This window comes from Allobosea sp. P1_A7, assembly GCF_056406775.1.
The window spans coordinates 1-9,405 of record NZ_JBFTZN010000232.1 but is presented as its reverse complement, the minus strand read 5'-3'; the positions used below and the strand labels follow the sequence as shown (position 1 = coordinate 9,405).

At 61.0% G+C, this 9,405-nt stretch carries 8 protein-coding genes and 4 pseudogenes; 10 read left to right on the top strand and 2 right to left on the bottom strand.

Annotated features, from left to right (window positions below):
* The 5 genes and pseudogenes from AC1D34_RS28595 to AC1D34_RS28575 form a co-directional block, all read left to right on the top strand.
* Positions 1-127 (top strand): annotated as a pseudogene (locus AC1D34_RS28595) (IS5/IS1182 family transposase); the annotation flags it as partial.
* Positions 128-239: 112 nt separating this feature from the next.
* Positions 240-2,579 carry a VPA1269 family protein gene (locus tag AC1D34_RS28590; RefSeq protein ID WP_476826034.1) on the top strand — a complete coding sequence of 780 codons (2,340 nt, stop codon included), beginning with the start codon at positions 240-242 and terminating at the stop codon, positions 2,577-2,579.
* On the top strand, positions 2,576-3,364 hold the full coding sequence (locus AC1D34_RS28585) for a hypothetical protein (protein WP_476826033.1): 789 nt from the start codon (positions 2,576-2,578) through the stop codon (positions 3,362-3,364). Before AC1D34_RS28590 ends, AC1D34_RS28585 begins: the two co-directional genes overlap by 4 nt.
* 155 nt (positions 3,365-3,519) lie before the next feature.
* Positions 3,520-4,417 (top strand): annotated as a pseudogene (locus AC1D34_RS28580) (PhnD/SsuA/transferrin family substrate-binding protein).
* Positions 4,414-4,878: a hypothetical protein gene (locus AC1D34_RS28575; protein ID WP_476826032.1), complete on the top strand. Its 465-nt coding sequence runs from the start codon at positions 4,414-4,416 to the stop codon at positions 4,876-4,878. Before AC1D34_RS28580 ends, AC1D34_RS28575 begins: the two are co-directional and overlap by 4 nt.
* A gap of 42 nt (positions 4,879-4,920) precedes the next feature.
* Here the strand turns inward: AC1D34_RS28575 and AC1D34_RS28570 are convergent, their stop codons facing one another.
* Positions 4,921-6,030, bottom strand: coding sequence for a tyrosine-type recombinase/integrase (locus AC1D34_RS28570; RefSeq protein ID WP_476826031.1), 1,110 nt, complete (start codon positions 6,028-6,030; stop codon positions 4,921-4,923).
* Positions 6,031-6,173: 143 nt separating this feature from the next.
* On the opposite strand from AC1D34_RS28570, the gene AC1D34_RS28565 reads away from it, so the two are divergent.
* From AC1D34_RS28565 to AC1D34_RS28545, 5 genes and pseudogenes are all read left to right on the top strand, one after another.
* The gene (locus tag AC1D34_RS28565) at positions 6,174-6,581 is read left to right on the top strand and encodes a hypothetical protein (RefSeq protein ID WP_476826030.1); all 408 of its coding nucleotides are present in this window, start codon (positions 6,174-6,176) and stop codon (positions 6,579-6,581) included.
* Between the two features lie 20 nt (positions 6,582-6,601).
* Positions 6,602-7,048 (top strand): hypothetical protein, encoded by a 447-nt coding sequence (locus AC1D34_RS28560; RefSeq protein ID WP_476777212.1) that lies wholly within the window; start codon positions 6,602-6,604, stop codon positions 7,046-7,048.
* A gap of 4 nt (positions 7,049-7,052) precedes the next feature.
* A complete protein-coding gene (locus AC1D34_RS28555) occupies positions 7,053-7,319 on the top strand; it encodes a hypothetical protein (protein ID WP_476826029.1) in 267 nt (88 codons plus the stop codon).
* Between the two features lie 763 nt (positions 7,320-8,082).
* Positions 8,083-8,511 carry a hypothetical protein gene (locus tag AC1D34_RS28550; protein ID WP_476826028.1) on the top strand — a complete coding sequence of 143 codons (429 nt, stop codon included), beginning with the start codon at positions 8,083-8,085 and terminating at the stop codon, positions 8,509-8,511.
* Positions 8,512-8,958: 447 nt separating this feature from the next.
* A pseudogene (locus AC1D34_RS28545) lies at positions 8,959-9,213 on the top strand (transcription termination/antitermination NusG family protein); the annotation flags it as partial.
* Positions 9,214-9,254: 41 nt separating this feature from the next.
* On the opposite strand, the pseudogene AC1D34_RS28540 reads toward AC1D34_RS28545, so the two are convergent.
* Positions 9,255-9,405 (bottom strand): annotated as a pseudogene (locus AC1D34_RS28540) (IS110 family transposase); the annotation flags it as partial.

The following is a 9,405-nucleotide window of genomic DNA, read 5'->3' as shown; positions in this document are numbered from 1 at the left end:
GCTCGGACGCTGCCGCCGCCTCGCAAAGGACTGGGAGAAATCCATCGAAAGCGCGACCGCCTTCGCTCATATCGCCAGCATCCGCATGCTCACACGCCGCATCGCAAGACATTGCAAACCCGCGTGAACTTTTGAATCCGGCTCTTAGGTATTCGGTGCCACTAAGTGTATCTCAGGATTACAAGCCAAATAAATGCGTTATTGACTGGGCAAGTCTTTTGCTAAGTTCAATTGAGAAAATGAAAACCAAGTCCATTAAAGATGCAAGAACTGCGGCTAATACGTGGCTTGCATATATTTATTCTCTTAAGGATCCACCGCAGTCATTGAGAGAGATTAACCGTGCGGCTCACATTGCTAGCTATGATAGAAGGCAGAAAACGTACGTATCTTTTGTAGATTCATTGCCAATCTCTGCCAATGGCAAAAACAAGAGAATCTCGGGTGTCTGGAAATTATTTACTTATTCGATAAAAATATTTGATCTTGGAATTGAAAACCCGATCAATCTGGATGTTGATCTATTCAGCGAACCGCCACGTCGAGCGAAAACTCCACGTACTCCGCTCAGCCGCGAGATGCTGGTTTACATTCAAGAGTTTAATCGTCGAGATGGTGCGGGCTTTCGCGATGTGTACGAGCGCCTTCCCCCCGAAGTGCGCGAGGATTTTGGCTACGCAGCGCACTTCAATTCGGGCCGATATGCGTTCTCGCGCAGCCTGAGACAACATCATTTTGACTATAGAGACAGTCTCACAGGCGAGCTTCGGAAGACTTGGTGGCCGGGGGTGGCGGTGTTGCTCGAAACCCTCCTTGAAGTGCCCGTGCGCGGATTTCAAGCGCGGTTCCTCGATTCCGGAGAGCTGGACGAACTGGCTATCGACCTCGTGGAAAAGACGATGGTCCCAAATCACTCACCGAAAGCTCGCGCTAGCCGTCAGAAAGGTGTTTTTTATATCGCTGAGGATTTGCAGCGTCAGCCAATCGTAGGATTATTTATCAATACAAACAAAACCGGAATTAGTAAAGATGGAGGGTATCACATCCCATGGTGCCCGGCGCCCCTTTTGGAAAGCATTCCCTGGTTAATGCAATGGAATCGGGATCACGGGAATATTGGGGAGTGCCGACTTGCGGAGAGGCTTGGACTTGATCTCATTCAGAATCCTGTAGTTAAGGGCCAGATTGGTACGTCGGCTTTGATCTTCCGAGATCCGATCACCAATGATGGTTGGCCCTGCACTCCGAAACGACTTTCGTCTTACTGGACTTACGTCCTGGGCGCCGTCGAACGTGAGCTCAAGGCGATGGGGTTCAAGTACGATCTGACGAGGACTATCGAGAAAGACGATGGTTCGACGGAAGTCGAAGCGCTCTTCGATATTCATACGCTTCGGGTGAGCGGCATTACAGCGATGATCGAAGCAGGCCTTCCCGCCGAATTCGTTCAAGAGGTCGTTGGGCATGCTTCCGTGGTCATGACGCTCTATTATACACGGATAAGGGCAGGCGTGCTGAATGAGCGGCTATCGCGATTTCGCGAAGGTATCTCCGACGCGATCGATCCTGCGGACATCCCAGAACTACAATTTGAGGACGTCAGCGAACTCCTCCGGAACCTCGTCAACCGACGCGACCCCGATGCGGCAGTCGGTGCGTCCATGCTCAGAGCGAATCCTTCCGGTCTGGGGAACKGCAGCTTCAACGTGTTCGCTGACGGCATCTGTCCCGGCGGCGAATGCTCCAGCGGTGGCGAGGCGGTTGTTAAGGGTTTCGCGCCTGTTCCTCGACATCGAGCTTGCTCGTTGTGCCGCTACAGGCTCACCGGGCCGATGTTCCTGGCGGGGCTCGTTTATAACGCGAATCGACTCATGTTCGAACTGCGAAAGCTTGCCCTTCAGATCCGCGACCTGGTTCAGACTGCCAAGGATCTGGAGGAGCAAGGGCGAAGCGCGCGCATCGTCAGAAATCAGATCGATGGCCTATATCGGCAGACCGAGGACGTCTCGATCGAGTGGTCGGCGGAGGTGCAGTATGTTCACGCCGCGCTTGCGCTGCTTCAGGAAGCCAGCGATTCCGAGGAGACCGGGAGCGGCGCTCGTGCCCTGACGTTGCTAAGTTCCGAGACGGTTGACGAAATCGTGGTGAGACTGGAGTCGAAACCTGATTTCGTTCTTCTTCAGCGGCTCGCAGATGGCGCTGATCTGCTGCCTGGGTTCCGCCCCAACTTTGCGGCATTGTCGGACCATCGCGAGTTTCTCAATCACGTCCTCGATCAGAATGGCATCGAGCAGTTCCTCTTGCGTCTAGACGGTCCGATGCGAGATCGAGCCGCGCGATTGCTCGGTCATGCAATCGTGTCGCTCGTTCCGGAAGATCGTCTTGACGAGTTGGAGAAGGGCTCCGCGAAGCTGACGGACTTCAACATCATCGTATCTCAACTCGCTGAGGAAATGGCGGCGCAGGTCGCTCGATCTAAGCGGGTGGAGTTTGCCGCGCTCCGTGGGCTTCGTGACCTCAGGAAGTTGATAGGCGCGGAAAGTGAACTGGAAGATGCGCAACTGGAGCGGAAATCGTGATCGAGCCTGCAAACGGGACGTCCGGGGCCGGACAGCCAGTTGATACTGCAGCCGGCATCCTGAATGAGCTACTGCGCGAGGCGGGCGCCGGACGCCAACATCGTGATCCGGCGATGGGAAGGAAAGCAACGCTCCTTCGTCTGAAGACCGCGTGCGACAGCTTAGAAGGTCGTCGTATGGCGATCAGCGGGGCGGCGGTCGAGAGCTACCTAGCAGAGAACCATGGGGCGGGGACCGGCCCGAAGGCGCAGAGCATTGCAAACGAGAAGCGCAAGGCGCTGGGAATGTGGCACTACGTTCAAGCGCGCCAGCGCGAGCAAAAAGGAATTCGTAATCGAACCGGACGGAAGCTGATCTCCAGAGTCATTGACGAGATCGATGATCCGGATCAGCGGGATCGCTTGCGTGCCCTTCATGCAGAGAGCGAGCTGAACGCTCGAAAGATCAGCCGGGCGCAATCCTTGTTTTCCAAGATCGCGCCGGGTGTGAACTTCGACAAGATCCTCGAAGCGTGGAAGACGGGCGACGGCCCTATCTCTCTCCCAGCACATCGTGAGAACCCGATCGATGTTGAAAGCTTGAAAGCCCTCGAACTTGCGATCGCTGCTTTGACGGATCCCATCGTCCTCGATAGGTGCGGCCTCCGCTATGACGGCAAACGTGTCGAGCGGAAAGGCGGAACAGGAGAGGCCTTGCTTGGGCTCGGGATCGTGGACGGCTTAGTCGCCTTGCATAAGGCATTGATCGGCGCGCCTCCCGATCATGTTGGCAACGATGTTCTGTAGTTTGATGGAAAGAGTCTCCTCCCAAGCGCCCGCCACTATTTCCTAGCCCCGCATTGCGCGAATTGTTTCGACAATCGCCGACGGATCGAGAGTTTGACTGCGCCCTACCGGGGATCAGATTGTCCCTGGAATAACCTCCATATGGGAGGGGCGTTGTGACAGTCGGGCGGGGTCGGCGGTCGGGTCCGGTTCGAGGGAATTGGGCACCGACACGTCGCGCAGTTCTTGTTGGCGGGGCTGCCCTTATCGGCGCTCCCTCGATCGTGCGAGCCGAACAGTCGTTCCGCTTCGGTTTGACGCCGGTTTTCCTGACATCAGATCTTCAGCTACTCGAAGCGCTACAGCACTATCTCTCGGTCGCGATGGCTACCGAGGTTCAGCTCGTTCTGAAGCGAACCTATCAGGAGATCACCTCCCAACTGCTCTCGGGACTTCTCGACGCGGCTTGGATCTGTGGGTTTCCGTTCGTGTCGTACCGACGCGAGCTCGAATTGGTCGCGGTCCCCATCTGGCGCGGCAAGCCGACCTATCAGTCCTATCTTCTCGTCGGCGCTGATCGGGGCGATGCCAGTTCGATCCTGGACTTGCGCGGCGATATCCATGCTTTCTCCGATCCCGACTCCAACTCGGGATATCTCGTGACGCGAGCGCTACTGGCTGAGAATGGAACCAAGCCTCAGGAATTCTTCCGGCGGACGATTCACGTACGGGCATCGCAACGTGGTCCGGGCGGTGGCTGCTGGCTTGGCCCAGTCGGGTAGTGTCGATGGCTACGTCTGGGAGGTTCTGACCGAAACCGAACCGGAGCTAACGAAGCTTACCAGGCCCGCATGGCGCTCGGAGCGGATGGGATTTCCTCCGATCGCGACATACTCGGGGAACGCAGCAAGCAAAGGTATCCGGCGTTTCCAGCGGGCTCTGATCGACATGCCCAACGATCCGACGGGCCGAAGCGTCCTGGCCCTTCTGCGGCTCGAGGGCTTCGCAACGGAAGATCCATCACTCTTCGACAGCATTGCCCGGCGCGTCGAACTCGTGAGGGCGCTCGGATGAAACGCGCTTCGCTTGATCCGCGGCGCTGGCCGCTCGCTTTCAAAGCTCCGGCCCTCGTCGCCGTATTCATGCTGATCGTGAGCATCGTCATGACCAACGCCGTGCTGTCGAGGCTGCGCGAAACGCAGGAGCGGCAACTCGCGGCGATGTCGATGATCTACCTCAACGGTCTCGCTTCCGCGCTCATTCCGCATGTTCTCCGGGAAGATATCTGGGAGATTTTCGACACGATCGAGCGTGGGGCAATCCTCGAGGGAGGCTTTGGCCGCGCCCGCGTCGTCGTTGTCGACAGCAAGGGGGAGACGCTCGCCGCAAGCGACCCCAAGCAGGCACCTGTGCTCAGTCGCCAATCCGATCGGGACAGGCATTTCGAGGGCGATGCGATGCTCACCGTCGATAGCTACAAGGCGCGCGCTTTTGCCCGGAAACCGCTGATCTACCAGTCCACGGCAGCCCCTTAGAAATCAGGGACTTAGGCCAGATGTGTCGCGCTCGTGTCGCAACTAGCTCAGCAGGCGCGCCTCGATCTGCGCCATACCCGCCAGGTCCTCTTCGTCGGTCTTGAACAGATAGCCGTAGGTATCGAAGGTGAGCCGGATCGATGCATGACCCATGAGGGCCTGCACCTTCTTCGGGCCGAATCCTTGTTCGATGAACATCGCCGCGGCGGCGTGTCGGAGCGCATGCAGGCCATACTTCGCCGCGCCCGCTCCCGTCACCCCGCCAGCGACGACCTGGAGCGGGCCGAAGCCGTCCTTCAGGATGCAGGCGTGAGAGAGAACGCGCCCAGACGGCGCCGGGAAGACCAGGCCGTCCTTCGTGACCGGACAGGCCAGCTTCCATTCCCGGAGGGCCTTCAGGACCATCGGTGCCATGGGGATATCCCGTTTCCCCGCCTTGCTCTTGGGTGGCCCGAAGCGGCCCCACTGATCGGCACGACGGCGGACCCTCAACATTCCTGCCTTCAGGTCCACGTCTGACCAGGTCAGGCCTCGGAGCTCGCTGCCGCGCAAGCCGGTAAACGTCGCCGTCACGATCAGCGGCCGCCAGCGCCCCGCGGCTGTGGCGAGGATCGCGCGCAGCTCGGCACGGGTTGGCATCTCAATCGCTCCCCCATCCTCGTCGCGAGTCGAGTTCCGGATCTTCACCGCACGGGCGGGATTGTGAGCCGCAAGGCCTCGCCGCATCGCTTCGTCGACGAGAGAGCCGAGCGACGTGAGCACTTTGCGAGCCAGCACGCGAGAGCGCGTCTCCAGGAGCGTATCGATGAACTGGTTGACCCTTGGCGCCGTGAGGGCGCTCAGCTTTACGATCCCGATCTCGGGGACGATGTGATGCTTCAGGTGAGCAAGGTATTGGTTGACCGTGGAGCGCTCGAGCCCGTCCCGTTCGGCTCGCTCGATCCAGAGCTTGCCAGCTTCAGCCACGGTAATCGACTGCGAGTCGGCGACGTGCAGCCCGCGCGAAACATCGTGCCGGACTTGCACGAGGAAGGCGTCGGCGTCTGACTTCCGAAGGAAATGGCGGCTACGGCGGGTGCCTCTCTGATCATTGTACGTCGCCCGCCAAGTAATCGCGCCAGAGGGCAGCTTCCGCTTCTGAACCGTTGCCATTTGATTATTCCGCTTCCGCCAGGCCGGTGACTGTGAGCTTCGTTTTGGCGAGCGCTTTTGCGACCGCGGCCTCGACCGCGCGGCTCAGCGCTCCCTCACTGGCGAGCGCTTCCGCGACAGCGGCCTGGACGACACGGCCAAGAGTGTCTTCCCTCCCGGTTCTCTCGACGAGCGCGCTGCCCGCCGGGACGATCGCAGCCTTTGTGCCGGACGCGATCGCCGCCGCCTTCGAAGGCGCGCCCGAGGTCGAAACGTCGAAGCATGTTGCGCTGCACTATGAGGACGCAGCGCCGTTGCCGATCGGCTCGCCGGGCTCACCGGCCACCGTCGCGGCCCCGACCCGAAACGCCTTCCAGCACGACGTGATCGCGATCAAAGCCGCCGCAAAGCTGACGTGGGCGGTCGCTGCCCCGGGCGGCGCGCAGGTCATCTCGGGCGCGACCTGGGGCGGCGCACCAGCGGCCACCAGAGACGCCGCCGACGAAGCCGACGAATACGACGAATACGACCAGGAGCCGCCACCGAGACGACGGGGAGTCGTACGGCGATGAATGATCGAGCCCGGGGGATCATGGCGGCGGCACGCGAGACGCTCGCGCGCCCTGCCCACGTCGAGCCCGGTCCTCTCGCCCTGGCGCTGGCGCGCGAGATCGAGCACCCGACGGACCGCGACCGGCGCGAGATCGCCGCGCAGGAGGCCAAGCGGGCCGCCCAGCGCGAGCAAGAGGCCGAGCGCAAGCGCCTCGCCGAGACCCTTCCGGCTGACGATGTGCAGCTCGCCCTGGAAGCCTGCGCGCGCGCCATCTCGGACCTGGGTCAGGAGAACACCGGACTCCGCGAAGCCGTCGCCGATCTCACGAGGCGACTCGACGCGCTGGAGCAAAGGCCGGTCGACAACTTGACCGGCATCGAGCGCGGGCTCGACCGGATCGACACGCTGGCGGACAAGCTGGAGCGCACCTTGCAGCGCTCTTTCGAGCACTTCGATGACCGGCCGCTGCCACATCTCAGCAGTTGAATTCATGACGCCGCACGATCAGGCGCGCGTCCGGACCTCCATCGCCGAGTTCGTCAGCGACTGCGCGGTCGATCCGCCGTTTCACGTCGTCATGATCGGCTCGAATGGTTCGGTCACGGTCGCCCGCTATGCGGCGGACCGGGACGTCGAGCCCCTGTGCGACCACATCGTCGACGGTGGCCTTGCGACGCCGATCACGGTCACCCTCATCACCCCGGACGGCGGCAGGGGCGCGAAGATCACGGTCGAGGCCGCGCACACCCTCCAGTAAAGCCGCCCCGGGATCCGTCCGCATCAAATCGGCGGGGATAGGTGCGGACAGGCGGGATCCGCCGAGCTTCGACGCCTGCCCGACCCCGTGGCGACCCCGCCTAAACCCCGGCCGACCGCCCGCCACCTCCCCCTCACCCCGCGTAACTCCTTGATAACCCTCGCTTTCCTTAGCGCGTCCCGGTTGTGCGATCGAGGCGGGGCAAGACGACATTCCTGCACGGCAGGACCGCGCGACTAGTCAAATTATGCAACAATTCCAAGGGGCTGACCCCCCAGGGATCCCGGCTGCCTCCCATACCCCCAGATCACCAGCTAAGTCATTGATTTCATTGGGAAATTTTTGAACGACTATGTGCCTTTTCGAGCGCCGCCGCGCCCGGCCCCGGAGAGAAGCCTTGTTTTAGGAATGCCCCCCCCTGGCCCCTGAAAGCGAAGGTTGGGCCTGGAGGGCCCCGTCGAGCCTCAGGAGGCCCGTGGCGGCCGTTTGAGTTTGGCCGGCGCGTCTTGTGAGGCTTGGGATTAGGGCTCCGAGGGCCGAAATGCTAGGAAATGGACGCCCATCCTCACCCGCAGTGACCGCCTCAAGTTGTATCGTAAGCTGGCTGGTCGGCTGGAGCGGGCACAGTGCGCGTCGAAGCGGTGTCCGATCGGATCAAGCGGGACKCGCCCTATATCTTATGAAGGGCGCGTGGCTCGACGGCGGGCGACGAGATGCGCAGTGCGCCGATACGTGCTACGCTCGCAAAATCGGGAGAAGGAAAATGAAAATGCCGCGAGGTGCTTTCCGCCGTTGTGGTGTCATCACAGCTATCGCGTTCTCTGCTGCAATGTTTATCTCTGATGCCCACTTCAACGTTGCTGAGGCACAGAAGGCGCGGGCGGAGGATCTTGCTTGCGGCAAAGAACTACAAGAGCGGTGCAGTGGCAAAGGAGTGCCGGTACAAACAGACGCGGCTGGGTGGGTCAAAACAGACCTCCTTAGTTGCCTTTCCCAAGAAAAAGACAAGTTAGCAAAAAAATGTGCGGCACGCGCGGCTAATGTTTTGAAGAGCTGCAACGCGGATGCCAATCAACGTTGTAAAGGAATCGTGGCGGGTCAGGGCAATATTCTCGCATGCCTTACAACGGCAAGGCGCGTGGTTTCCGCGCGATGCAATGCGGCTCTTGATGCCGCTTACTTGCGCCAATGATCCTATCTCTACGGTAGCGACCTACAACTGTAGTAATGCCCCCTGACCGTCAATCCATTACCGAGACGATGCCGCTTGCGGCGTGGCGGCGTTCGCAGCCACAGTCCCCGTCGTCCCTTGGGGGGGGGCTCACTACCCGGGGGCGAAGTCACCTAATCTGAACCGGCTGATGCATGCGCCGCGCATTCGCGAGCGTCGCGCCGTAAAGTTCAGCCAAGACCCTTGGGTCAGCGCCAACAAGCTCGACGTCGGCGAGCCGTGGGATCCGTCCATGAAAATGGACCGGGGCGAGGTGGGGCACATCATCGGCCCGTGGTTTTGCCACTGCTGGGAAGACCAGCCTTGCGGCGGGGCGGCCTTCGCGGTCACTTGCCCGGCATCCCTTGCCTCRGGGAACCCATGCCCAGCCTCATGCCGCACGCCGGCCGCGCTTACGGCACCCGCTGAATGTGGGTCGTGGCCCGGGTCAGCCGTGAGGCGCTGGCGCTCGCCGAACTGAAGCGCAGCGGCTTCGAGGTCTATGCGCCGCGCATCGTCGAGCGCCGTGTCTTGCGCCGCCGGGTCGTCGAAGCGACGCCACTGCTTTTTCCGAGCTACATCTTCGTCGGGATCACGGCGCAATGGCATGGAGCGCGCTGGTCGCCGGGCATCAGGTCGCTGATCATGAACGGCAGCGGGCCTGCGCGGGTCGCCGATGACGTCATCGGGGAGCTGCGCGGGCGCGAGGTCGACGGCCTGATCGAGACCTGTCGCTCGAGCCCGGCGAGTTCGTGGCGCAAGCTGGCGCGCGCCCGGAGCATGGGCGCTGTTGCGGCCTCCAGCATGGCATTGCCTTCGGCAAGTTCACGAATGCGGACGTCGAAGCGACCGCGGGAGATCGCGCCTACCTTCACA